Source organism: Providencia sp. wls1922, from assembly GCF_009706505.1.
GTDB lineage: Bacteria > Pseudomonadota > Gammaproteobacteria > Enterobacterales > Enterobacteriaceae > Providencia > Providencia lanzhouensis.
Genome location: NZ_WLUG01000056.1, coordinates 1 through 22,994, shown reverse-complemented (window position 1 = coordinate 22,994; position 22,994 = coordinate 1). Strand labels below are relative to the sequence as shown.

General features: G+C 44.9%; 21 protein-coding genes. 16 read left to right on the top strand and 5 right to left on the bottom strand.

The window, feature by feature from the left end:
- Positions 1 to 597 precede the first annotated feature (597 nt).
- The 7 genes from dppA (at position 598) to GKR71_RS05135 (ending at position 9,100) form a co-directional block, all read left to right on the top strand.
- Complete coding sequence (gene dppA, locus GKR71_RS05165) at positions 598 to 2,208, top strand: dipeptide ABC transporter periplasmic-binding protein DppA (RefSeq protein ID WP_108478735.1); 1,611 nt, start codon at positions 598 to 600, stop codon at positions 2,206 to 2,208.
- A gap of 176 nt (positions 2,209 to 2,384) precedes the next feature.
- On the top strand, positions 2,385 to 3,404 hold the full coding sequence (gene dppB / locus GKR71_RS05160) for a dipeptide ABC transporter permease DppB (protein WP_036948611.1): 1,020 nt from the start codon (positions 2,385 to 2,387) through the stop codon (positions 3,402 to 3,404).
- Positions 3,405 to 3,415: 11 nt separating this feature from the next.
- Positions 3,416 to 4,318, top strand: coding sequence for a dipeptide ABC transporter permease DppC (gene dppC, locus GKR71_RS05155; protein WP_108478736.1), 903 nt, complete (start codon positions 3,416 to 3,418; stop codon positions 4,316 to 4,318).
- Positions 4,319 to 4,330: 12 nt separating this feature from the next.
- Positions 4,331 to 5,311: a dipeptide ABC transporter ATP-binding protein gene (gene dppD / locus GKR71_RS05150; RefSeq protein WP_036948618.1), complete on the top strand. Its 981-nt coding sequence runs from the start codon at positions 4,331 to 4,333 to the stop codon at positions 5,309 to 5,311.
- Positions 5,308 to 6,318, top strand: coding sequence for a dipeptide ABC transporter ATP-binding subunit DppF (gene dppF / locus GKR71_RS05145; RefSeq protein WP_154634014.1), 1,011 nt, complete (start codon positions 5,308 to 5,310; stop codon positions 6,316 to 6,318). Before dppD ends, dppF begins: the two co-directional genes overlap by 4 nt.
- 196 nt (positions 6,319 to 6,514) lie before the next feature.
- Positions 6,515 to 7,213 (top strand): HAMP domain-containing protein, encoded by a 699-nt coding sequence (locus GKR71_RS05140; protein ID WP_154599878.1) that lies wholly within the window; start codon positions 6,515 to 6,517, stop codon positions 7,211 to 7,213.
- A 354-nt stretch (positions 7,214 to 7,567) separates the two neighbouring features.
- Positions 7,568 to 9,100, top strand: coding sequence for a M16 family metallopeptidase (locus GKR71_RS05135; protein WP_108478737.1), 1,533 nt, complete (start codon positions 7,568 to 7,570; stop codon positions 9,098 to 9,100).
- Between the two features lie 61 nt (positions 9,101 to 9,161).
- Here the strand turns inward: GKR71_RS05135 and GKR71_RS05130 are convergent, their stop codons facing one another.
- Positions 9,162 to 10,154, bottom strand: a complete 993-nt coding sequence (locus tag GKR71_RS05130) for a serine hydrolase domain-containing protein (protein ID WP_154634013.1) — start codon at positions 10,152 to 10,154, stop codon at positions 9,162 to 9,164.
- 244 nt (positions 10,155 to 10,398) lie between these two features.
- Here GKR71_RS05130 and GKR71_RS05125 point away from each other — a divergent pair, with 244 nt between their 5' ends.
- Positions 10,399 to 11,457 carry an NAD(P)H-dependent flavin oxidoreductase gene (locus GKR71_RS05125; protein ID WP_154634012.1) on the top strand — a complete coding sequence of 353 codons (1,059 nt, stop codon included), beginning with the start codon at positions 10,399 to 10,401 and terminating at the stop codon, positions 11,455 to 11,457.
- A gap of 45 nt (positions 11,458 to 11,502) precedes the next feature.
- Here the strand turns inward: GKR71_RS05125 and yhjD are convergent, their stop codons facing one another.
- Together yhjD and GKR71_RS05115 are read right to left on the bottom strand one after the other, a co-directional pair.
- Entirely contained in the window at positions 11,503 to 12,495 is a 993-nt protein-coding gene (gene yhjD / locus GKR71_RS05120) for an inner membrane protein YhjD (RefSeq protein ID WP_148444782.1), read from the bottom strand.
- A gap of 175 nt (positions 12,496 to 12,670) precedes the next feature.
- Positions 12,671 to 13,072: a DUF1090 domain-containing protein gene (locus tag GKR71_RS05115; protein ID WP_036948636.1), complete on the bottom strand. Its 402-nt coding sequence runs from the start codon at positions 13,070 to 13,072 to the stop codon at positions 12,671 to 12,673.
- A gap of 229 nt (positions 13,073 to 13,301) precedes the next feature.
- Here GKR71_RS05115 and GKR71_RS05110 point away from each other — a divergent pair, with 229 nt between their 5' ends.
- Both GKR71_RS05110 and gorA read left to right on the top strand, forming a co-directional pair.
- The gene (locus tag GKR71_RS05110) at positions 13,302 to 14,144 is read left to right on the top strand and encodes a 23S rRNA (adenine(2030)-N(6))-methyltransferase RlmJ (RefSeq protein WP_036948638.1); all 843 of its coding nucleotides are present in this window, start codon (positions 13,302 to 13,304) and stop codon (positions 14,142 to 14,144) included.
- Positions 14,145 to 14,276: 132 nt separating this feature from the next.
- Positions 14,277 to 15,629 carry a glutathione-disulfide reductase gene (gene gorA, locus GKR71_RS05105; protein ID WP_036948641.1) on the top strand — a complete coding sequence of 451 codons (1,353 nt, stop codon included), beginning with the start codon at positions 14,277 to 14,279 and terminating at the stop codon, positions 15,627 to 15,629.
- Between the two features lie 87 nt (positions 15,630 to 15,716).
- Here the strand turns inward: gorA and GKR71_RS05100 are convergent, their stop codons facing one another.
- Entirely contained in the window at positions 15,717 to 16,316 is a 600-nt protein-coding gene (locus tag GKR71_RS05100) for a glutathione S-transferase family protein (RefSeq protein WP_036948643.1), read from the bottom strand.
- Positions 16,317 to 16,367: 51 nt separating this feature from the next.
- Positions 16,368 to 17,066 carry a helix-turn-helix transcriptional regulator gene (locus GKR71_RS05095; RefSeq protein WP_154634011.1) on the bottom strand — a complete coding sequence of 233 codons (699 nt, stop codon included), beginning with the start codon at positions 17,064 to 17,066 and terminating at the stop codon, positions 16,368 to 16,370.
- Between the two features lie 223 nt (positions 17,067 to 17,289).
- Between GKR71_RS05095 and GKR71_RS05090 the strand changes: the two genes are divergently transcribed.
- From GKR71_RS05090 to GKR71_RS05065, 6 genes are all read left to right on the top strand, one after another.
- A complete protein-coding gene (locus GKR71_RS05090; protein ID WP_036948645.1) occupies positions 17,290 to 18,507 on the top strand; it encodes an ABC transporter substrate-binding protein in 1,218 nt (405 codons plus the stop codon).
- Between the two features lie 64 nt (positions 18,508 to 18,571).
- Positions 18,572 to 19,435: a carbohydrate ABC transporter permease gene (locus GKR71_RS05085; RefSeq protein WP_036948646.1), complete on the top strand. Its 864-nt coding sequence runs from the start codon at positions 18,572 to 18,574 to the stop codon at positions 19,433 to 19,435.
- 2 nt (positions 19,436 to 19,437) lie between these two features.
- Positions 19,438 to 20,250 (top strand): carbohydrate ABC transporter permease, encoded by an 813-nt coding sequence (locus GKR71_RS05080; protein WP_036948648.1) that lies wholly within the window; start codon positions 19,438 to 19,440, stop codon positions 20,248 to 20,250.
- A gap of 12 nt (positions 20,251 to 20,262) precedes the next feature.
- On the top strand, positions 20,263 to 21,339 hold the full coding sequence (locus GKR71_RS05075) for an ABC transporter ATP-binding protein (RefSeq protein ID WP_036948650.1): 1,077 nt from the start codon (positions 20,263 to 20,265) through the stop codon (positions 21,337 to 21,339).
- Complete coding sequence (locus tag GKR71_RS05070; RefSeq protein ID WP_154609891.1) at positions 21,329 to 22,069, top strand: MBL fold metallo-hydrolase; 741 nt, start codon at positions 21,329 to 21,331, stop codon at positions 22,067 to 22,069. The genes GKR71_RS05075 and GKR71_RS05070 overlap by 11 nt, the downstream gene beginning before the upstream one ends.
- Positions 22,066 to 22,994, top strand: a 929-nt coding sequence (locus GKR71_RS05065; RefSeq protein ID WP_154634010.1) for a LacI family DNA-binding transcriptional regulator, incomplete at its 3' end; no start/stop codon positions are given. The genes GKR71_RS05070 and GKR71_RS05065, both read left to right, overlap by 4 nt.

Sequence of the window (22,994 nt, the reverse complement as noted above, 5' to 3'; positions counted from 1 at the left end):
ATTACGCAATTACGCATCATTTAATGCACATTACGTATTAATAAGCTTTTCATTGCTTTTAAGCTAAGCGCTCAGAACAAAACAAGTCTAGCTATCAAAACCAGCCTTCATAATGTGATTGGTATTTTCCCCCGCGATTCCCTGAAAATGGTAAGAGGATATATAAATCCGCCAATAATTCTTTTTAGTATAAAAAACATGCAAAACAATCAGCTAACAAATAGTTTCATGTGAATTCTATTTAGCGTTTTATGTTGCAGTTTTTTGTATTGCCCACTATTTCCGCTCAGTAATTCAGCACTTAATCACAAATATACAAATAATTAACGTCCTTATAAAAATCTATCCAGTAATGTTTCTGTGGTTATAACCGCTAGGAAATAAACATTTTAGTAACATATAAGGCTATATTTGAACAGAAATAATCCAATAAATGTTATTTAAGCGAAATTGTTACAGTGAATAATGCTATTGACGAAATGTATTCCAGTTGATTAATTGCACAGTGAATAACAAAAAATACAGATACGGCATCTGTCTTATTCAAGATGGATTTCAGTATTCGATAAAACAACATACACCACAGGAGCATTACCAATGACGCTCTCGATGAAAAAGACAGGTTTATTGACGGTAGGCTTAACATTAGCTGCTTTAGCGGTATCTGCCTCAGTACAGGCTAAAACACTGGTTTATTGTTCTGAAGGTTCACCTGAAGGGTTTAACCCGCAGTTATTCACCTCTGGAACAACTTATGATGCGAGTTCAATCCCCCTGTATAACCGTTTGGTTGAATTTAAGCTGGGTACGACTGAAATTGAGCCGGGCTTAGCAGAAAGCTGGGAAGTCAGTGACGATGGTAAAGTGTACACATTCCACCTGCGTAAAGGCGTGAAGTGGCACTCCAATAAAGAGTTCAAACCAAGCCGTGACTTAAATGCGGATGACGTGATTTATACGTTCATGCGCCAAAAAGATCCAAACCACCCATATCACAAAGTTTCTGGCGGTAGCTATGAATACTTTATGGGAATGGACATGGACAAAATCATCGACAAAGTTGAAAAAGTCGATGACAACACTGTTCGTATCACATTAACACGCCCAGAAGCGCCATTCTTAGCGGATATGGCAATGGACTTCGCATCAATTTTATCAGCGGAATATGCTGACCAAATGATGAAAGCGAAAACTCCAGAGAAAGTTGACCTGAACCCAATTGGAACAGGGCCTTTTGAACTGCAACAGTATCAGAAAGACTCTCGCATTCTGTACAAAGCAAACAAAGATTACTGGGGCGCGGTACCGAAGATTGACCGTTTAGTTTTCTCTATCACTCCTGACGCGTCAGTACGCTATGCAAAATTGCAGAAAAATGAGTGCCAAGTGATGCCGTATCCAAATCCGGCTGACTTAGAGCGCATGAGAGCAGATAAAGAAATTACGTTAATGGAGCAGCCTGGTCTGAACGTAGGCTACCTGTCTTACAACGTTGAAAAGAAACCACTGGATAACCAAAAGGTTCGCCAAGCGCTGTCAATGGCCGTGAACAAAGACGCCATTATCCAAGCGGTTTATCAAGGTGCGGGTCAAAAAGCGAAAAACTTAATTCCACCAACTATGTGGGGTTACAACGATGCGATTAAAGATACCGAATATAATCCAGAAAAAGCCAAGAAATTGCTGGCGGAAGCGGGCTTCCCAGAAGGTTTTGAAATTGACCTGTGGGCAATGCCAGTTCAACGTCCATATAACCCGAATGCACGCCGAATGGCGGAAATGATCCAAGCTGACTGGGCGAAGATCGGGGTTAAATCGAAAGTGGTTAGCTACGAATGGGGTGAATACCTGAAACGTGCTAAGAGCGGCGAGCCTCAAACCGTAATGATGGGTTGGACTGGTGACAATGGTGACCCTGATAACTTCTTCGCGACCTTATTCAGCTGTGCTGCGAAAAAACAGGGTTCTAACTACTCTAAATGGTGTAATCAAAGCTTTGAAGACGTGATCCAGCCTGCACGTATGACATCTGATCACAACAAACGTGTAGAACTGTACAAACAAGCTCAAGTGATCATGAACGAACAAGCGCCAGCGCTGATCATCGCTCACTCCACCGTATTTGAGCCTGTGCGTAAAGAAGTAAAAGGCTACGTGGTTGATCCATTAGGTAAACACCACTTCGAAAACGTAGACATTGATAAGTAATTGTTTTTAATCTGTAAATGCCCTTCGCTGCCTCTTTGCAGCGGAGGGCGTTTTCTCCTCTGACGTTCAGAAGATGCAGATAAATTTAGTTATTTGTGAGCAGATGAAAACGTTGTTTTTCTGACCAGCCAAGCGGACTAAGAGCCGTCGACGGCATTATTAAAGAGACTCAGGATATGCTGCAATTTATCCTCCGACGATTCGGGCTCGTGATCCCCACCTTTATCGGTATCACGCTACTTACTTTTGCTTTCGTTCACATGATCCCAGGCGACCCAGTCATGATTATGGCGGGTGAACGCGGATTATCTCCAGAAAGACACGCATACTTAATGGCTGAATTAGGACTTGACCAGCCACTTTGGAAACAATACCTCCATTACCTGAACGGCATAATGCATGGTGATTTAGGGATCTCCTTAAAAAGCCGCATTGGCGTTTGGGAAGAATTTTTACCTCGCTTTTTAGCCACCGTAGAACTAGCCACTTGCGCCATGATTTTTGCGGTTTCTGTTGGGATCCCTGTCGGGGTTTTAGCGGCAGTTAAACGTGGTTCGATTTTCGATCACACTGCGATCGGGGTTTCATTAACAGGCTACTCTATGCCGATCTTCTGGTGGGGGATCATGTTGATCATGCTGGTCTCTGTTCAGTGGGATCTCACTCCTGTTGCGGGAAGGGTAAGCGACACAGTTTTCCTTGATGACTCGAATCCGCTCACGGGCTTTATGCTGATTGATACCCTAATTTGGGGGGAAGCGGGAGACTTCAAAGATGCAGTGGAGCACTTAATTTTGCCATCCATTGTACTCGGAACCATTCCACTGGCTGTGATTGTGCGTATGACTCGCTCGGCGATGCTGGAAGTATTAGGGGAAGACTATATTCGTACGGCGAGAGCCAAAGGTGTTAGCCGTGCTCGCGTGATTTTAATTCACGCCCTGCGTAACGCATTACTGCCGGTTGTCACGGTCATTGGTTTGCAGGTCGGTGTGATGCTTGCCGGTGCAATTTTGACGGAGACTATTTTTTCATGGCCGGGATTAGGTCGTTGGTTAATTGAAGGATTACAACGTCGAGATTACCCAGTGGTTCAAGGTGGCGTCTTACTTGTCGCAACGTTGATTATCTTCGTTAACTTAGTGGTTGATGTGCTGTATGGCATTGTTAACCCACGTATTCGTCATAAGAAATAAGGAGCGCAAACATGTCTCAAACAACTGAGTCGAAAGCTGTCAGCGCCCCGAAGCCGATGACACCCTTACAAGAATTCTGGCATTACTTTAAGCGCAACAAAGGCGCTGTTGTTGGTATGTTCTACATCATCTTGATGGTATTAATTGCTATCCTTGCGGGTGTATTAGCGCCTCATGCTCCTGATGAGCAATTCCGTCAGGCGTTACTGACGCCGCCAGTCTGGGAAGAAGGTGGCTCATGGGAGTTTATTCTTGGTACGGATGATGTCGGGCGCGATTTATTATCTCGCCTAATGTACGGAGCAAGGCTTTCGTTATTAGTGGGCTGTCTCGTGGTGGTGTTATCCCTAATTATGGGGGTCACTATTGGGGTGATTGCGGGCTATTTTGGTGGCGTAGTGGATGCGCTGATTATGCGTATCGTCGACATTATGTTGGCTCTGCCAAGTTTATTACTCGCATTGGTCTTGGTGGCAATTTTCGGACCTTCGATTGTCAATGCCTCGATAGCGTTAACCTTTGTGGCATTACCGCACTATATTCGTTTGACGCGAGCCGCGGTTCTCGTGGAAGTGAATCGTGACTATGTGACTGCCTCGAGAGTGGCGGGAGCAGGGGCGTTGCGTCAAATGTTCGTCAATATTTTACCTAACTGTCTGGCACCATTGATTGTACAGGCATCTTTAGGCTTCTCGAACGCCATCTTAGATATGGCTGCACTGGGTTTTCTGGGAATGGGGGCACAGCCACCAACACCAGAATGGGGAACTATGTTGTCTGATGTGTTGCAGTTTGCACAAAGCGCATGGTGGGTCGTAACGTTCCCAGGATTAGCAATTTTATTAACGGTATTAGCGTTTAACCTGATGGGTGATGGTTTACGTGACGCCTTTGATCCAAAACTCAAGCAGTGATGAGGTAATCTAATGGCATTGTTAAATGTAGAAGAACTCTCCGTTCACTTTGGTGACGAAGGGACACCGTTTCGCGCCGTTGACCGCATCAGCTACCAAGTTGAGAAAGGGCAAGTGGTGGGGATCGTAGGCGAATCAGGTTCCGGTAAATCAGTTAGTTCACTGGCGATTATGGGGTTAATTGATTACCCCGGCAAAGTGATGGCGAAATCGTTGCAGTTTGATGGACGCGATTTATTGTCGATTCCTGAAAAAGAGCGTCGCCAAATTGTCGGCGCAGATGTGGCAATGATTTTCCAAGATCCGATGACCAGTTTGAACCCATGCTTTACGGTCGGTTATCAGATCATGGAAGCGTTAAAAGTACACCAAGGGGGCAATAGAAGCACCCGTAAACAGCGGGCCATTGACCTGCTAAACATGGTGGGAATTCCTGATCCGCAGTCACGCCTTGATGTATATCCTCACCAGTTATCTGGCGGGATGAGTCAGCGAATTATGATTGCGATGGCGATTGCTTGTCGTCCAAAGTTGTTGATCGCCGATGAACCCACTACGGCGCTTGATGTGACCATTCAAGCACAAATCATTGAATTATTGTTGGAATTACAACAACAAGAAAATATGGCGCTAGTACTGATTACCCATGACTTAGCGTTAGTGTCAGAAGCCGCACACCATATTATCGTGATGTATGCAGGGCAAGTGGTCGAGTCTGCGAAAGCGAAGGATATTTTTAAACATCCGAGACACCCATATACCCAAGCATTGCTGCGCGCATTGCCTGAGTTTGCTAGCAACAAATCGCGTTTAGCTTCTTTGCCGGGTGTTGTACCCGGTAAATATGACCGCCCTGAAGGATGCTTACTCAACCCGCGTTGCCCGTATGCAACGGATCGTTGTCGCCAAGAGGAGCCTGCGTTACAAACCATTGGTGACCGTCAGGTGAAATGTCACATGCCACTGGATGATATGGGGAGACCAACGCTATGAGTGAGCAACAAGCTAAAGGAATGCCGTTATTAAAAGCGGTGGACTTGAAAAAATACTATTCCGTGAAAGGCGGGGTCTTCTCGAAGGAGAAAACACTCAAAGCGCTTGATGGTGTCTCTTTTGAGTTAGAAAAAGGGAAAACATTGGCGGTGGTTGGGGAGTCAGGTTGTGGAAAATCCACACTTGGGCGCTTATTAACAATGATTGAGCAACCATCGGACGGTGAGCTGTATTATCGTGACCAAAACTTACTGATTGCTGATAAAGCAGCAGAGAAACTACGTCGCCAAAAAATCCAAATTGTCTTCCAAAACCCATATGGTTCGCTGAACCCGCGTAAAAAAGTCGGGCAAATTTTGGAAGAGCCTTTATTGATTAACACTTCGCTATCGAAAGAGCAGCGTAAAGAAAAAGTGTTATCCATGATGGCAAAAGTGGGTTTGAAAACAGAGCATTATAGCCGTTATCCGCACATGTTTTCTGGTGGGCAACGTCAACGTATCGCTATCGCTCGTGGGTTGATGTTAGACCCTGATGTGGTTGTGGCGGATGAGCCAGTATCGGCGTTGGATGTGTCCGTACGTGCTCAGGTATTGAACCTGATGATGGATTTACAGCAAGAATTGGGGCTTTCCTATGTGTTCATCTCCCACGATTTATCGGTGGTAGAGCATATCGCGGATGAAGTGATGGTGATGTATTTGGGGCGTTGTGTGGAAAAGGGGACTAAAGAGCAGATTTTTAACAATCCTCAGCACCCATACACTCAAGCGCTACTTTCTGCGACGCCACGTTTGAACCCTGACCAACGCCGTGAGCGCATCAAATTAACGGGAGAATTACCGAGCCCAATGAATCCGCCTCCGGGGTGTGCGTTTGCAGCACGTTGTCGACGCGCTTTTGGTCCTTGCACGCAATCTCAGCCTGCATTGAAAAATTACCGTGAGCAGTTAGTCGCTTGTTTTGCCGTTGATGAAGACGAAAAGCAGATAATAGTCGCAAATTAATTACTTTAAACGGCAGAAAAGCAAACTTTCTGCCGTTTCTTTATGCTGTATCTACTCACTTTAGCGGTTAATTTGGAGCTTATCTTAAATAAGTGATCTTTCTTTTTTAAAGCTGCACCTTTATACAGAAAATCAAGTATACTGTTTGTCCGATTTTTTTCTTTAAAAAGCAGCTTGATTAGGAAGGTTGTGGGAAATGAACACTCGTGTCCAACGTTCACTCACGTTTAAGAGCATGGTCGTATTCTTTGTGATTACGTTGCTTTTTCTTGCACTTTTTTTGTCCATTCAATTTACTTACCTCTTAGAACAGCGCAAACAAGATTATTTAAATCAACTGAGCAATGCCGTAGTTCAAGTCCAAAAACCATTGACGGACTCACTACTTAGCTCTGATTTAAACGAAGCCAAAAGGCTACTTGTGAGCCTGAAAACCTCGGGGATTATGGGAAAAGCCATTGTTACGGTGGATAATGCGACGGTAATGAATTTAAGCTTTGCCACGCCGAAACCGATCCCAGAATGGTCTTTACCGCTTATTGGTATTCCGGTTGAGATGACTGTTCCATTGTATGCCTATGGTACGGTAGCGCCACAAGCGAAACCTCAAGGTTATTTGACGTTACAAGTGGATTCTAACCGGGTTTACCGTTTTGCACTCAACACCTTTGCGTTGCTAACGACAACGTATTTGCTGCTAGCGCTGATTATCTCCATTGCGATGACGTGGTGTGTGAGCCGCATGATTGTACGCCCACTGCGTAAAATGGCGGGGGAGTTGCAAGTAAATCAGTACGTCGACCATTTGGAAGTTTCTCAATATCATCAAGATGATGAGATAGGGTTATTGGCGAAAGGTTATAATCGTCAAATAAAACAACAAAATTCAGATTAAGCCATGAACATGTTATAAGGTTTGTGGTCTAATATCATTACACATACCTATCATATTGTTAGCAGCAAGATTCGGGCGACTTACTCACTATCTGTCGTATCCAAAATGCGAAATATCAGCAAATAAATGGTGATGTTTAACATGCATTTTAGTGATCAACTTAGCGACTTAGCGTATTGAGCGCCGCCCAATTATCTCAATAACATGCAGCGATGTTTTTTTCGGGTATAGTGATAATCAAATTTTTGATGAAGCCAAACTATATCGCTTAACCGAGTCAATTAGCGTTTTTCGTTAATTTTTCTGTTGCTGTTTACGGTTAAATACAAGGATATAAAGAACATAGGGGTCTACATGCAGGGTTTGAAAGTGCGATATATCATCGGCGTGGTACTTTTATCAGTCACTGGTTTTGCTAGTGCTGAACCTTTACAACCCGATCCAGCATGGCAGCAAGGAAAGCTCGAGAATGGCTTTAATTGGCAGTTATTACAAACACCACAGCGTCCAAATGATCGGATCCAACTTCGGTTAGCCATTAAAACAGGTTCGTTATCTGAAAAAGCCAGTGAAAAAGGGTACAGTTATCTGATCCCTCGAATGGCGCTATTCCATCAATCTGAAGCTTTTCCTGCTGCTACATTGCAAAATTTTTGGCGTCAGGCAACCGACCCTGATATGCCGTTACCTCCAGCCGTCGTTTCTTACGACTACACAATTTATAGTTTAAGTCTGCCTAACAACCGCCCTGATTTGGTGAAACAAGCATTAAGTTGGTTGGCAACGTCTGTGGCTGGGGCGCAATATACTGAGAATTCATTACAGAGTGGGTTAACTGTTCCCAATATTCCAGTGGCTACCTTACCAGTCAATGCCAACGACCCTGTTTGGCGTGCTCGTCTCAATGGGTCGGCGATGCTAGGTTATGATCCAGGGCAGAAGCCAAACGGTAAAGTCGATTTAGCCAGTGTGAATTCGTTCTATCAAAAATGGTACACACCTGATGTCATGACATTATATGTCGCGGGGCATGTGGATTCTCGCATGTTATCTGACAGTATCACTCAAGCGTTTTCATCGTTAGAAGGTAAGCGTTCTGAGCCTGTTTCAGTTGCTGTTTTATCGTCAGTGAAGCCTCAGGCAATTGATATCCTTCAAGACAAATCAACGCAAGATACCCTCTCGCTAATTTGGGATATCGATTGGTTGCCAATCAAAGATTCCAACGTGTTGCTGCGTTATTGGGGAAGTGACCTCGCTCGAGAAGCCATTTACCGCTCATTACAGAAGTCCTTTAAACAAAAGTTTGCGGAAGAGGGTGTGACGCCGGGCTTAGATTGTCGTGTTCAGTATCAAAAAGCGAGCTGTACGTTAGCGATTTCTGCACCACCAGAAAAAATGGCAGCAGTGGCAGACGTGGCGTTGAATGAGCTGGCGGCAATCAAACAAAATGGTATTGACCCAGAGCTGTTCAATGACATGATGAAAGAGAAGCAAGTTCAATTATCACAACTGTTTGCGGCATATGCGCGTACCAGTACCGATGTGTTAATTAGCCAGCGTTTGATTTCACAACAAAATGGCGTCGTGGATATCGCACCTGAGCAGTATCAATTACTCAGACAAGCGTTCTTAGGAACTCAAAATCTTGAACAAGTAAATATGGAAGCGCGTCGTTTACTGTCTCAAGAAGCGGCGATTGTCTTAGCACAGCCGAAAGAAAAACAGACCATGGATGCAGAGCAAATTCGCCAGAAATTCACGCAAGTGTTATGGCCTAAATTACCTGCGGTTGTGGAGCCGGCGCCAGAGTCTCCAGCAGTCGCAGAGCCTCAAGAGGGCGGGCCTGCACCAGCGTTACCGATTCCAGCACCATTGACCCGTTAGTGATCAACTGAATAAAAATAGCCCTCACTGATGAGGGTTATTTTTTTGTGTTGATGGCGCTTTATTTAGACGTCAACAATGCTTCAATCGCGTTAATCAGTTCGTTCCGTGAATCTCGATTATCCACAAACCCCGCAGCACTGGTTTGAGTTGCCGGTGAGTAGTACGCAACGGAACCCCAAAAGCCTAAATGGGAATAGAGTGTCATACCGTTGACCTCATTGACCATGATCCCTTGCCGATAGCCTTGCGCCCCTTCATGGGAGCCTGCACTTAACATGGTGTCTAGGGTTTCCGATTTGGTAAAAATCTTACCGCTAAATAGCGCTTCAAAGAACTGTGCCATTTGTTTCGAGGACATCACTAAGCCACCACCGCCATACACATCCATTGAAGGATCCATGTCGGAGCAATCGAGTTTTCCGAGGTACTGTTTTGCACGAGGTTCCGTTGTAGCAGGGAGTTCAAATGTTTCCCAGTAGGCGGTCTGCAAGCCAATTTCATTAAACTTCAAGAGTTCTCGGACAGCTTCTCCCAGTGCTTGTCCCGTCATTCGCTCAATAATATTCCCAAGCAGAATATAGCCCGTATCAGAATAGATAAAAGCTTCGGAGGGGCGGAAAAAGGGGTGATCTTGCTGAATATATAAATCAATTTGCTCTGAACGTGTCCATTGATAATCAGGACGTTTTAAAACGTCTTTGAGGTATTCCTCGTTGGCATGATCCAATAGCCCACTACTGTGGTTGAGTAGGTGACGGATCGTAATCGCATCGGTGTCGTATTTTGGTGAGAGTAATTGATTGTATTTTGGTGAAATATAATGAGAAATACTGTCATCTACAAACAGCTTGCCCATCTCAGCCAAGCGTAAAATCGCCGCTGCAGTAAAGGGTTTAGTGTTACTCGCAATGCGCAAAGGCGTATCGACAGTTAATCGTTTCCCCGCAAGATCGCTACCTCGCGCACAGAATGTGCCAACGCAGTTTTGTGGCTGATTATGGTAATAAACGACGACACCACAAGATAGATTTTCCAATTGAGAGATTAGCATTGTCGGCTTCCTTAAGCGTGGGCTCACTGTATCTTCGGCTGTTTGTCGCTATAACATACACGCTTAAAATGCGTTTAGTTTGCTAATTTTATGATAGTAATGAGAAATGCGGCTGTTATCACATTCCGAAAAACAGTTAGGTTCATTGAGTAAATATTGGGATAGAATGATAAAGATACATATTATATGCAATTTATTAACATGCCATTCATCTATCGCATAAGCATAAAAAGGTAAGGAAAGTATGAGCCATTCCAATGTATTACTGCATCGCCTAAACCTACGTTATCCTATTATTCAAGCACCTATGGCGGTAGTTTCAACACCTGCGTTGGTCGCCGCCGTTTGTGAGGCGGGTGGATTGGGCTCCTTAGCACTGGGCGCCAGCTCGGTAGATCAAGCTAGGTCAATGATTGCAGCCACTCAAGCACTAACAAACAAACCATTTAATGTGAATGTGTTTTGCCATACGACACCACAACGCAATAGCCAGAACGAACAGGCTTGGTTGGCACATTTACAGCCTAAATTCCAGCAGTTTAACCATCAAGCCCCAGAGCAATTGGATGAAATTTATCTCTCATTTTTAGATAACCCAGCCATGTTGGAACTATTTTTAGAAATGAAACCCGCAGTCGTGAGTTTCCACTTCAATGTGCCGTCTTGTGAAGTTATCAATGCTTTGAAAGAAAAAGGTATTTTTACGATGGCGACGGCGACAAACTTACATGAAGCCCAATTAATTGAACAAGCAGGCATTGATGCAATTGTGGCTCAAGGAATAGAAGCTGGTGGCCATCGTGGCATGTTTGATGTGCAATTAAAAGATGAAGAACTGACAACAAATCAGCTGGTTGCGCTACTTGCTAAACACACGCAATTACCGATTATTGCGACAGGGGGGATCATGGATGGTGCGGATATCAAGCAAGCTCTTGCTCATGGTGCTTCTGCCGCACAATTAGGAACCGCCTTTCTGTTATGCCCAGAATCTGCGGCAAATGAAGGATATCGTCGTAAACTGAAAAGCCAAACTACGGATAATACTTATTTAACTGCGGCTATCTCAGGGCGGCCTGCCCGAGGTATTTTCAACCAGTTTATGCAAGCGGGGCAGCAGTATGATGAAAGTAAATTGCCAGATTATCCCATCGCTTATGATGTGGGTAAGCAGCTGAATGCCGCGGCAACTCATTCCGGCAGTGATGAATTTGCCGCCCATTGGGCGGGACAAAATGTGGCAAAAGTCCGTGAAATGAGCACAAAAGATTTAATGGCGACGCTCATTAAAGAGATGGAATAAATGAGTGAGGGGAATGATAAACCTACCATTCCCCTATGATTGATATTAGGAAGTGAGAACGTCTTGTGCACCCCCCTTCGGCTCATCCGTGGCAATCCACGCAGCGCAAAAGAGTGTGAGTCGGGCAAAGAAATAGAAAAATGCCATTAACCCCAATACTGAACCAAAAGCTGCTCCCGATGGTGAAGAGGCTAAGGTTGGTAAAATCCATGTCATGATAGATTTGATGATTTCAAATCCAATCGCGGCGAGCAAGGTGCCTTTCAGCAGTGAGCGGCGACGGTGCTGCATGCGTGGTAAAATCCAGAAAATCCACAAAAATAATAAGAAGTTGGCGGTAATGGAAATTGCTAAGCCAATCAGTGTCCAAACGGGCTTAAGCCACTCAATGCTGTCTAGGCCAAGCGTACTGACAATGGTTGCTTGAGCAGAGCCAGCTACGGAGGTCAGTGTAATAGTGACAATTAACGCGATTAGCAAACCTATTAGCGCGAAAAAGTCCCGAACATAGCGAAAAATGATATTTTCTTGTTCTGATTCGTTTCGTTCCCAAATGGTGCGAGATTGCGCTAAAATCGCTAAGCGCAAGTTATTTACCCAGTTAACGCCAGAATAGACCGCTAGTGCTAAACCAGTTAACCCCACGGTGGTACGCTGGCGGATAGCCGTATCAATGGTTTGTTCAAGGGTATTTGCGAGTGTGGGATCAGTAATGTTGGCAGAAATGCCACGAATGAGCTTCTCAAGTAATTCAGGATTGCTGGCTAACACGAAACCCGCCGCAGCGAAGCTAAACATCAGTACAGGGATCAGGGATAAAAACGAGAAATAGGTAATTGCGGCGCCAAACTGGTTACCCATTCTATCGGTAAAACGTTGGGCAGTGCGGATTAAATGCGCAATAAATGGAATTGCACAAACAAAATCGACCACTCTCATTGAGAACGTTAAGGCTTTTTTACTACCGTCTAGGCTTTTGTTTAGAGTGGATTTTAATTTGTTGGTCTCTTTTTGTTGCTCATCTTGCATGTCTGACATGCGTTCCCCTTTTCACTGCTTAATCAAAATATTCTTATAATTCACCATTCTATATTCTTTTATACTATAGCCTAAGTTTGTTGATAATTTCACCCTATGCCTTTATTTATCCAAAATTAGGCATAGGGTGAGATAAAGAATAGAAATTAACTATTTGATTAAAATTGAATTTTTATTAAAGGGTATCTTTGTAGATGTCGGAGAGGTCTTGAGCTTCTTTAAGTTCAGCCTTTGCTTCGGCGACCTTACGCTTATGTTTAGCGATTTTTTCAGGGTCACCTTTTTGAACAGATTCTTGCAATTCAGCTTCACGCTCAGCGACTTTTTTCTGTTTTTCAGCAATTTTCTGCTGGCTATCGCGATACAGAGAATCAGAGGTACAGTAGCGATTAACGTTCTCGAGCGCTCGCTCTAAGCCATTTACGCGGTAAGTATTACCGTGTGCTTTGGCATATTTGAGCTGAGTTTCAATTTTTTGTTTTTTGATTTCACATCCTTGGGATGAATTACCTGCCATTGCAGAATTATTCACTAAAAATAACGCTAAAATGGAAGATATTATAAATACTCGTTTCATTGGTTTCCCCTGTTGTGGTTTTTAATTTTGCTTAGGATAACTTTTTGCTAAGGAAAGGTCATGTGCAATTTTGTCATGTTTTGTCACTATGACAATCCCATCAAATTTTAGCTATAATGGCGCGAAAGAAATTATTTGGTCTATTTTTCATTCAACAGACCTTCTGTACAGATTCTATTAACAGCATTCACAAAAGTGACTGCTGAATTCCTCAGGAAATAAACGCGACATGTTAAGTTATCGTCATAGCTTTCACGCAGGCAACCATGCGGATGTTCTCAAACATACGGTACAAAGCCTGATCATTGAATCTCTTAAAGAAAAAGAGAAACCATTTCTGTATCTGGATACCCATTCCGGCGCGGGTCGTTATCAATTAACCAGCGAACATTCAGAAAAGACAGGGGAGTATCTCGAAGGGATTGCACGAGTTTGGGAGCAACCGGACTTACCTGAGGAACTACTGCCCTATATGCAAGTTGTGCGCCGTTTAAATGAAAATGGTCGCTTACGTTATTACCCGGGATCACCACTATTAGCGAAACATTTACTGCGTGAGCACGATAAACTGATTTTAACCGAGTTACATCCAAGTGATTATCCATTATTGCGTACTGAATTTTCTCGCGATGAGCGTGCACAAGTTGCCCGCGAAGATGGTTATCAGCAGTTAAAATCGAAATTACCTCCGCAAAGCCGCCGTGGTTTTATGCTGATGGATCCACCTTATGAGATGAAATCAGACTATGAAGCGGTCGTAAAAGGCGTTGTTGAAGGTTATAAACGTTTCGCAACAGGCACTTATGCGATTTGGTATCCAGTGGTTCTACGCCAACAAATCAAACGTATGGTGAACCAGCTAGAAGCTACGGGTATCCGTAAAATTCTGCAAATTGAATTAGCGGTACGCCCTGACAGCGACCAACGCGGCATGACCGCATCCGGTATGATTGTCATTAACCCGCCTTGGAAACTTGAGCAGCAGATGAAAAATGTCCTGCCATGGTTACACAAAACACTGGTGCCAGAAGGCACTGGGCATACATTAGTTGAGTGGATTGTACCTGAGTAAATTGTACTTGAGTAATAATAGACTCTAGCTATTGCAGTAACAGGCAATAGCTATCTTAAATGTTTATGTTTACATAGCATAATAAGAGAATATTAACGTATTCGTAATTCAACAAATGGGAATCACCAAGTTATGAGCAAACATTACGACTATATTGCAATTGGCGGCGGTAGCGGCGGTATTGCGTCAATGAACCGTGCGGCAATGTACGGACAAAAGTGTGCCCTGATTGAAGCTAAAGAGTTAGGCGGCACTTGTGTTAACGTCGGTTGTGTACCGAAAAAAGTGATGTGGCATGCAGCGCAAATTTCTGAAGCTATTCGCGCCTATGGTCCAGACTATGGTTTCGATACCACTATCAATGATTTCAACTGGAAGAAATTAATTGAGAGCCGTACTGCTTATATCGACCGTATCCACCAATCTTACGATCGCGTACTTGGCAATAACAAAGTCGATGTGATCAAAGGTTTTGCTCGTTTTGTTGATGCGCATACCGTTGAAGTGAATGGCGAGATTTACACCGCGGATCATATTTTGATCGCAACGGGTGGTCGCCCGGTGATCCCAGCTATCCCAGGTGCGGAATATGGCATGACTTCTGACGGTTTCTTTGAACTGGAAGCACTGCCTAAGCGTGTTGCTGTTGTCGGTGCGGGTTATATTGCCGTTGAACTGGCTGGCGTACTGAATGGTTTAGGTAGCGAAGCCCACCTGTTTGTGCGTAAACATGCTCCACTGCGTGCGTTTGACCCGCTTATTATTGAAACGTTAGTGGAAGTGATGAATGCAGAAGGCCCAACGCTGCACACAGAATCCATTCCGAAAGAAGTGGTCAAAAATGCAGACGGCTCACTGACACTGAAATTAGAAAATGGTCACGAGCAAACCGTTGATGCGCTGATTTGGGCAATCGGTCGTGAGCCAATGACGGATAACCTGAATATTGAAGCGGCAGGCGTTGAGCTAAATGCGAAAGGCTATATTAAAGTCGATAAATATCAGAATACCAATGTGGCTGGCGTTTACGCGGTGGGCGATAACACCGGCGCGGTAGAATTAACGCCAGTCGCCGTTGCTGCGGGTCGCCGTCTATCTGAGCGCTTGTTTAACAACAAACCTGACGAACATTTAGATTACACCAACGTGCCAACGGTTGTATTCAGCCATCCGCCAATTGGTACAGTGGGTTTAACTGAGCCAGAAGCCATTGAAAAATATGGTGCAGATGCAGTGAAATGCTATAAATCTTCATTTACCGCGATGTATACCGCAGTCACTTCTCATCGCCAACCATGCCGCATGAAGCTGGTATGTGTGGGTAAAGAAGAGAAAATTGTCGGCATCCACGGTATCGGTTTTGGTATGGATGAAATGCTGCAAGGCTTCGCGGTCGCTCTCAAAATGGGCGCAACCAAGAAAGATTTCGACAACACTGTTGCAATCCACCCGACTGCTGCGGAAGAGTTTGTGACAATGCGTTAAGCATCGTTTAACTCTCTTTAGCGAGAAATTAAAAAGGCGCAGGTTAATTCTGCGCCTTTTTGCATTTCACGGTGATGATAATAGGTACTACATCGCTAGCAGCGTAGCAATCTCTGGGTGTGTTGCTAGGCTATCCATATAGGTTTGCATCGGCGGTGTTGCGGTATATCCACAATATTTGATTAAAAACATCACAAAGCAGCCCACATACACATCCACTGCGGTTAATGTTTCACCGCAAATATACGGTTTGGCACTGGCGAGGCAGACATCTAGCGTCGCTAAAGTGCGTTCAACGCTACCAAAGCCTGACGATTTTTGCTGTTCTTCTGTTAATTCCACACCTAAATCAAGGACGGTAAACGCAGATTCAATCGGACCTGCCGTGAATAAAAACCAGCGGTAATAAGCACCACGCTCAGGGCTATTAAGTGCGGGGGCAAAACCCTTTTCAATAAACTTATCGGCTAAATAAAGACAAATCGCCGCGCACTCAGTAACAACCACATCACCATCAACTAAAGCAGGTACTTTTGCCATTGGATTAATGGCAAGGTATTCCTTGGTGTGCATCTCTGCACCATAAGCTAATTCAATGCGCTTATAGGGAACGTCCATCATTTTTAATAGTAAATCAACGGTATTGCCGCGGGACATTGCATTGGTAAATAGAACTAGCTCGCTCATAGTGGTTTTTCCTTAAATTAAGTAGAGCACTGACTATAAGCGAAGGCGGTGTCAGAAATTGTCAGGAGTGACACACAAAACTTCTTTCTGCCAACGGCTGAGTAAATAGCCTTTCGGGTAGGGCAGCGACTCACCCAAGACGGTGTAAGCTTGGATTCTATCTAAGCGGAAATGGCGATAGCTTTGGCGCAATTCGCACCACGCCGCTAACACTTGGGTATCTTTCATATAACCCACCGCAATCGGCCAAATAATTCGTTCACTGGATTGTCCTTTAATATCCACATACGCGATTTTGGCTTTGCGCTCTTCCCGTAAACTCAGGCGTAAATTTTTAGCCACATGCTCGTCAATTTCATTAAGTTGGGTCGTTGGGGCAAATAGCGTATTACTGTTTAGGATGATCTGTGCCTCTTTACCCACCACAGCATTAATTTTATTGAGTGTGCGCAGGGCAGAGTTTTTGAGTTCTTCATCGGCATTACTTTGTACCCAGCGTAAACCTAAAATTAGCGCTTCTAGTTCATTCTCATCGAACATCAATGGTGGCAGTAACAATCCGCTTTTTAACTGATAACCAATGCCCGCTTCACCTGTAATTTCAGCTCCTTGGTCGCGTAGCGATTCGATATCCCGATAAATGGAACGAACACTCACCTCTAACTGACAGGCGAGGGCATCTGCGGTGACCGGATAGCGATTCTCTTTCAGGATCTGAATCAATGTGAGTAAGCGTTGGGTGCGAGTCATTCGGCTCTCAGTTAGGATGTTATGCAAAGAATTGCCCATCATACTAAAGAAAGCCATCATTGAATTCCAATCGTCTTTGCCATTATGAATAAAACCTTCACTTCACCTTCATCTAACTGTCATCTTCCAGCCGTAGCCTGCCATGGCAATTTGAACGCGCGTGCAAAAACGACTCAACCGAAAATTCATACAAAGAACAAGAGACATCCACTAGGAGAAGCAAATGATTAAGCGCACATTATTGGCATCCGCTCTGATAGCCTCAACACTTGGCGCTAGCGCCTCTGAATTAATTATTGCCGGACGAGATAGCAGTTACGGTGATGCGATGCAGTTTGTTGTCGACGAATATAAAAAAAATAATCCTAAGGCAGAAATCACGTTAGTTAAGCGTCCGAGTAAAGGGCTATATGAAAGCATCGTGCTCTCCATGCGCGAGAAAACCGGTAACTATGACGTGATTTTAATGGATGACTCGTGGGCACCTGAATTCCTTGCCAACAAGTGGTTATCCCCACTGTCTGATTCACTCCAAGATAAAGACTTTATTCAATCCACCGTGGATATCGGTCGCCAAGACGGCAAAGGTGCGAGCTATGCATTGCCAATGGTGGGTAACGTGGCAATGTTCGCGTGGAATAAAGACCTGTTCGATCAGTACAAACTTCAACAGCCGAAAACATGGACGGATGTGTTGAACTCAGCGAAAACCATTAGCCAAGATGGCAAAGCCAATGGCGTGGTGTACCGCGGAGTAAAAGGCAACCCAATCGTGACGGGATTTTTACCCATTCTGTGGGGATATGGTGGCGACGTTGTCGATAGTAACGGAAAACCGACCTTGAATACCCCGCAGGCCAAACAAGCGTTAGAAACCTTCTTAGCCATGAAGCAATATGCACCGAAAGGGGTGGATGTGTTTAACGCAGATGAAGTTCGCGATGCATTACAAAAAGGTACCGCAGCAATGGCAATCGAAGTATGGCCAGCTTGGGTGCCGGATCTTGATAATGCCAAAGTCTCGAATGTGGTCGGCAAAATGGAAATGATGGCTCCACCAGCAGAAATAGGACAGCCATCACCGATGCTGGGTATCTGGCAGCTTGCGATTCCGGCGGATGCGAAAAACAAAGTGGAAGCGGAGCAATTCCTTGCATTTGCTAGCAGTGCCGAAATGCAAAAAGCGTTAGCACTAAACTTTGGTACACCGCCAACGCGCCATAGCGTCTACGCAGACCCGCAAGTTGTTAGTCAATACCGTTGGTATCCGCAACAAGCAGCCGCATTAGAAGCGGGTAAAGCACGCCCACGCATTCAAAACTGGGCAGAAGTGGAAAGTATTCTTGGGGACTTTTTACAAATGGCGATGATGGGGCAAATGACCGGAGATCAAGCTTTGGAACAAGCGCAAAAACGCATTGAACGTAGCACCAAAAAATAGCACCCAAAAAAATAGTGATGTTTTTCATGGCGCTAGTTTCTAGCGCCTTTATGGAATGCTGAGTATGTTATTTGAAAACCGTAAACAGTTGTTTTGGTTACTCCTCCCAGCGTTGATTATGCTGGGGTTATTGACGTTGTATCCCATCGTATCCGTGCTGTATCACGCATTTGGGCAAGTGGATTATATCGATGACAGCTATCACTTTATTGGCTGGTCGAATTTCTCGGAATTGTTCGATGACTTTTTCTTTCTGGCTGCGATTAAAAATACTTTCGTGTTTACCCTCGTGGCGTCTATTGCCCAAGTTCTTTTAGGGCTGTGGCTAGCACTGCTGTTTAACCGTCAATTTGCTGGGCGAAAATTTGCGTTGCCCATCATTATCTACCCGATGATGCTCTCCACGCTGGTGTGCTCCTCGATTTGGCGCTCTTGGTACAACTATGATTTTGGATTCTTAAATAGCCTGCTGGTGGCGGTGGGTTTACCCGCCCAAGAGTGGTTGTTCAATCCAGATTTGGCCTTATATTCCATAGCGTTAGTGGATACCTGGCAATGGACGCCAATGGCATTTCTGATCATTTTGGCGGGCTTGCAATCCATTCCTAAAGATATTGGCGAAGCGGCGATGGTGGATGGTGCAAAAGGCTGGAAATCCTTTGTCTACATCACGCTTCCGCTGATCAAAAAGCAACTGATGCTGGCATTTTTATTGCGCTCTATCGATACCTTTAAGTTATTCGACAAAGTGTATGTGATGACGGGGGGCGGTCCAGGAAATTCAACCGAGACATTATCTATGTTTGTCTATAAATACGGTTTCCGCTTCTTTGACTTAGGCATGGCGAGTGCGGCGGCGTTAGTGATGTTGGCGATTTCCTTGCTGATGACATTGATTTATGCCCGAAACGTAATGAAAGGACGCTGATCATGAAAGCCAAAATACATACATTGTTTGTTTGGTTGGCAGTGTTGATCATGACGCTGCCGATTATTTGGATGTTCGGCACGGCGTTTAAATCCCCGTCTGAAATTATGCAATCGGGGGCGCAATTACTACCAAGCCAACCGAGCTTATCGTCGTTTGAAAAGCTATTTGAAGGGGACTTGCTGCGCTTAGTGGGCAACACGGTTTTAGTCTCGGTGGGGGCAACGGCGGTTTCGGTGGTACTGGCGTTCTTTTGTGCTTACGCCTTAGTGCGTTATCGCTTCCCTACTAAGCTCGATAACGTGTTTTTGCTCGGTGTATTGATTATTAAAATGATGCCGCCGATTGTGATTGCCATTCCGCTCTATTCCTTGATGAACCAAGTTGGGTTACTGAATACGCGCATTGGGCTGATTTTGTCTTATCAGGTGTATACCTTGCCGTTTTGTATCTGGATGCTGCTCGGTTTTATTCGCGATATTCCATTAGAGATTGAAGAGGCAGGGGCGATGGATGGGGCGAACTTACTGCGCCGTTTAGCCTATATTGTCTTTCCGCTTTGTGCGCCGGGGTTAGTCGCGACGGCGATTTTCTCCATGATCCTCGGTTGGAATGAGTTTTTATTCTCGCTGTTATTTATTCATACGCCAGACAAATTCACTATCCCATTATTTATCTCTAACTTTATGACTGAAGACGGTACTGCATGGGGAGAAATGATGGCGATAGGGATTGTTTCTTCGCTGCCGATGCTGGCGCTGGCGGGCTATATGCAGCGCTATTTATTACGTGGTTTCTCGATGGGATTGAAATAGTAGGCACTTATCATGAAAAAACTTGAACTGATTAATATTGGTAAAAGCTACGAAGGGCATTGCGTGATCCCACAGGTGGATTTAACCATCGATAATGGCGAATTCGTGGTGTTTGTTGGACCTTCTGGCTGCGGGAAATCCACGTTGCTACGTATGATTGCAGGGCTAGAATCCATCACTGAGGGGGAATTGAGACTCAATGGTCAACCGTTGAATGATGTGCATCCCTCACTGCGACAAGTGGCGATGGTGTTCCAATCCTATGCCCTATATCCCCACATGAGCGTGGAAAAGAATATGGGATTTCCGCTGAAGATGGCGGGAATGAGTGCGCGAGAAATTACCCAAAAAGTACGGGAAACCGCCGAGAATTTACAATTAACTCATTTGCTTGACAGACTACCATCGGCGCTGTCTGGTGGGCAGCGTCAACGGGTGGCGATTGGGCGCGCGATTGTGCGTGACCCTGAGTTATTTTTGTTTGATGAACCGCTGTCAAACCTTGATGCGAAGCTACGTGGCGAAATGCGCATTTACTTGAAGCAACTTCATCAAAACTTGAAAGCCACCATGATTTACGTGACTCACGACCAAGTTGAAGCGATGACTTTGGCTGACCGCATTGTGGTCTTAAATCAAGGACGCATTGAGCAAGTAGGTACGCCTGAAACGTTATACCAGAAGCCAGCCAATAAATTTGTAGCGTCATTTATTGGGTCACCGGTGATGAATTTTCTCCCACCGCAAATGTTCGATTCAATCGATATTTCGCTACCTGCTGGAACGGAGTGTATAGGCGTTCGTCCTAATCAAGTGGTGGTGGATAGCCAAAACCCGGATGCCTTTATGCCAATCACGGTGGTGGAGCCTCTAGGGCATTCACGGCTCTACTATGGCCTATTACAAGACAAGGGTTCTCTACAAGGCTTCGGTTCACTACAAGGGCTGCATTTTGTGGTGGAGAGTGACCAGATTTATGGATTGGGGGACAGGTTACCCATAAGTTTATCGCGTTCGACGTTGCACCTTTTTGATGAACAAGAACAACGGATTGAAATGGCTAAAACAAGGACAAACCATGCAGCCTAGTTTTCAAATTACGGTGGTGGGAACCGGGGATGCTTATGATAGCGAACGCGTCAATGCCAGCATTCTGGTGGAAGAGTCAGGCTACCAATTGCTGGTGGATTGTGGTCCGACGGTGCCTCAAGCGCTGTTTGGACAAATGCATGTGGAAGAATTGGATGCTATCTATTTAACCCATACCCATCCTGACCACTGTTTGGGGCTAACCTCCTTGCTTAACTGGATGGATTCGTACCGACGAAAGCGCCCACTGACGATTATTGCTCAGCGGGAACAATGGGCGCTATTGACGCCGCTTCTTGCTTTTTCATATTGGCCTAAAGCGCAATTAGGTTTTGAGATCATCCAACAAAATAGTGAAGAGATTCAATTTATTGGTGATTGGAAAGTGACAACGGCGTTAACTCAACATTCGGTCAGTAACCGCAGTTTGCACCTGACGGCGAATTCGGGGCGTAGTCTGTTTTATTCAGGGGATGGTGAGATTTCACCCCAAGGGGAACAATTGGCGTTGCAAAGTGATTGGGTATTTTTGGAGTGTGAAACCCTCGATATTCATCCCAGTCATGGCTCTTGGGCATCACTACACCAGCGGTTGCAAAAGTTATCTCCCAAATCTAATAGCCAATGGCGGCTTTATCATATTGAGCCGCGTTACCGAGATAGCCTGCGTGAACATATTGCCGAATATCCGTTTCTTCAGTTGGCTCAGCAGGGGGAATGCTTATCATGATGCAAAATCGCAAAGTGACGGCATCGGATGTGGCGGAAGTGGCAGGCGTTTCCCGTTCGTCGGTATCACGGGCATTTACCGAAGGTGCGAGTATTCACCCGAAGAAACAGCAAAAGATTTTAGACGCAGCGAAGCAGTTAGGTTATCAACCTAATTTTTTTGCTCGTACACTGAGTACGCCTAACCAGAAAAAACGTTCCAATATCGTGGCGATCCTTGTCAGTGATTTGTCGAACCCGTATGAATCCTATTTGTTTGAAGCCTTATCCAGCGCATTACAAGGGCACGGAAAACAGCCGATGCTGTTGAATGTGAAAAAGGCGGGCGACCTTGATGAGGCGATTTTGCAATTATCGGGATATCAAATTGATGGGGTGGTTGCTGTCGTGGGGTCACTGCCAGTCGAGCATTTTCATCAATGTTTAAAACTCTCTTTACCGCTAATTACACTGGGACGCAGTGATGCTGCGGGATTGGTTCCATCAGTACAAACAGATAACCAATTAGCCGGAGAAATGGCGGCAAAATATCTATTAAGTTTAGGCTTAACTCGGTTGGGGTTTCTGGCTGGGCGTGGAGATGGGCAAGCATCAAATGAACGCTATCAAGGTTTTAAAAACTATTTAATGGCAGCGGGTTATCCTGAGCCAATGTGCTTATCTGCGGGGAGCTATCGTTATCAAGCGGGTTTTGAAGCGGCGTTGCAGCATCAGCTGCAACTACAATCGTTGGATGGCTTATTTTGTGCCGCAGATTCTTTGGCGCTCGGGGTAATGGATTGTTGCCGGCAAAAGTTGAATATCACGGTTTCTGAACAACTCAGGATCGTGGGGTGTGATGATATTCCGATGGCGGGGTGGGAAGGGTATCAACTCACCACATTGGCGCAGCCTGTAAATCGTATTGCCCAGCAAGTGATTACCTT

What these genes read in the sequence shown, in the direction of transcription:
- dppA (WP_108478735.1), top strand. Translation starts at nt 598, where the DNA reads ATGACGCTCTCGATGAAAAAGACAGGTTTATTGACGGTAGGCTTAACA.
- dppB (WP_036948611.1), top strand. Translation starts at nt 2,385, where the DNA reads ATGCTGCAATTTATCCTCCGACGATTCGGGCTCGTGATCCCCACCTTT.
- dppC (WP_108478736.1), top strand. Translation starts at nt 3,416, where the DNA reads ATGTCTCAAACAACTGAGTCGAAAGCTGTCAGCGCCCCGAAGCCGATG.
- dppD (WP_036948618.1), top strand. Translation starts at nt 4,331, where the DNA reads ATGGCATTGTTAAATGTAGAAGAACTCTCCGTTCACTTTGGTGACGAA.
- dppF (WP_154634014.1), top strand. Translation starts at nt 5,308, where the DNA reads ATGAGTGAGCAACAAGCTAAAGGAATGCCGTTATTAAAAGCGGTGGAC.
- GKR71_RS05140 (WP_154599878.1), top strand. Translation starts at nt 6,515, where the DNA reads ATGAACACTCGTGTCCAACGTTCACTCACGTTTAAGAGCATGGTCGTA.
- GKR71_RS05135 (WP_108478737.1), top strand. Translation starts at nt 7,568, where the DNA reads ATGCAGGGTTTGAAAGTGCGATATATCATCGGCGTGGTACTTTTATCA.
- GKR71_RS05130 (WP_154634013.1), bottom strand. Translation starts at nt 10,154, where the DNA reads ATGCTAATCTCTCAATTGGAAAATCTATCTTGTGGTGTCGTCGTTTAT.
- GKR71_RS05125 (WP_154634012.1), top strand. Translation starts at nt 10,399, where the DNA reads ATGAGCCATTCCAATGTATTACTGCATCGCCTAAACCTACGTTATCCT.
- yhjD (WP_148444782.1), bottom strand. Translation starts at nt 12,495, where the DNA reads ATGTCAGACATGCAAGATGAGCAACAAAAAGAGACCAACAAATTAAAA.
- GKR71_RS05115 (WP_036948636.1), bottom strand. Translation starts at nt 13,072, where the DNA reads ATGAAACGAGTATTTATAATATCTTCCATTTTAGCGTTATTTTTAGTG.
- GKR71_RS05110 (WP_036948638.1), top strand. Translation starts at nt 13,302, where the DNA reads ATGTTAAGTTATCGTCATAGCTTTCACGCAGGCAACCATGCGGATGTT.
- gorA (WP_036948641.1), top strand. Translation starts at nt 14,277, where the DNA reads ATGAGCAAACATTACGACTATATTGCAATTGGCGGCGGTAGCGGCGGT.
- GKR71_RS05100 (WP_036948643.1), bottom strand. Translation starts at nt 16,316, where the DNA reads ATGAGCGAGCTAGTTCTATTTACCAATGCAATGTCCCGCGGCAATACC.
- GKR71_RS05095 (WP_154634011.1), bottom strand. Translation starts at nt 17,066, where the DNA reads ATGACTCGCACCCAACGCTTACTCACATTGATTCAGATCCTGAAAGAG.
- GKR71_RS05090 (WP_036948645.1), top strand. Translation starts at nt 17,290, where the DNA reads ATGATTAAGCGCACATTATTGGCATCCGCTCTGATAGCCTCAACACTT.
- GKR71_RS05085 (WP_036948646.1), top strand. Translation starts at nt 18,572, where the DNA reads ATGTTATTTGAAAACCGTAAACAGTTGTTTTGGTTACTCCTCCCAGCG.
- GKR71_RS05080 (WP_036948648.1), top strand. Translation starts at nt 19,438, where the DNA reads ATGAAAGCCAAAATACATACATTGTTTGTTTGGTTGGCAGTGTTGATC.
- GKR71_RS05075 (WP_036948650.1), top strand. Translation starts at nt 20,263, where the DNA reads ATGAAAAAACTTGAACTGATTAATATTGGTAAAAGCTACGAAGGGCAT.
- GKR71_RS05070 (WP_154609891.1), top strand. Translation starts at nt 21,329, where the DNA reads ATGCAGCCTAGTTTTCAAATTACGGTGGTGGGAACCGGGGATGCTTAT.